The organism is Clostridium sp. AM34-9AC, assembly GCF_003480225.1.
Taxonomy (GTDB): domain Bacteria; phylum Bacillota; class Clostridia; order Lachnospirales; family Lachnospiraceae; genus Acetatifactor; species Acetatifactor acetigignens.
Genome location: NZ_QUIU01000006.1, coordinates 3899 through 4590 on the forward strand (window position 1 = coordinate 3899; position 692 = coordinate 4590).

1 protein-coding gene is annotated in these 692 nt (G+C 36.4%); it reads left to right on the top strand.

Annotation, left to right across the window (positions count from 1 at the left end; translation table 11 throughout):
* Nucleotides 1–70 precede the first annotated feature (70 nt).
* Nucleotides 71–692 (top strand): hypothetical protein (locus DW835_RS04950; RefSeq protein ID WP_243037053.1); only part of this gene is annotated, 622 nt, incomplete at its 3' end.

Below are 692 nucleotides of genomic sequence, written 5' to 3' on the forward strand. Positions count from 1 at the left end.
GAAATTAAATATCCAAGTCGTTCAATATAATAGAAATTATTTTAAGTTTCAATAACAGGGAGGTAGGATTATGGCAATTACAGGTATCAATAACAGCAGTTGCACATCGTATTATGCTTCAAATTACAAGAATACTGTTAAAAAAACAGATAGTGAAAAGGATAGTACAAATACAAAAGACGGCAACGTGACAACAAGTACAGTTGAATTAAAAACATCACGTCCCGGTGTGACAAAAACAGAGCAGATTAAGACGGGGTATAGCAATGTAAATGATTATTCAAAATACTTGCAGGGAAAATACCATTATGTGAATACGGGAACGACTTCAATGCAAGGGGTTCCGACAACAGTATCCGTTTCAAGTGCATTTTTACAGAAGTGTATGAATGATCCGGAAAAAGCAAAGTATCTGGAGGAAAACTTAGCAGCCATTCCAGATTGTGCCAAAAGTGCGGTTAATGGATGTTTGGGCACTTTGACAAATCTGAGTTATAAGGTTGATGAAAACGGAAATATTTCGGTGGCAATATCTGGTACAAATGATCCAGATGGGAAAATAGCGAAAGAGAATGCTGAACGAAAAGCAAAAGAGAACAGAGAAAAAGAGGAAAAGGTAAAAGAGAAAAGAGCTGCTAAAAAAGCAGAGGAAGAAAAAGCTGCAAAGAAACGTGCAGAAAAATCGGCAGAAA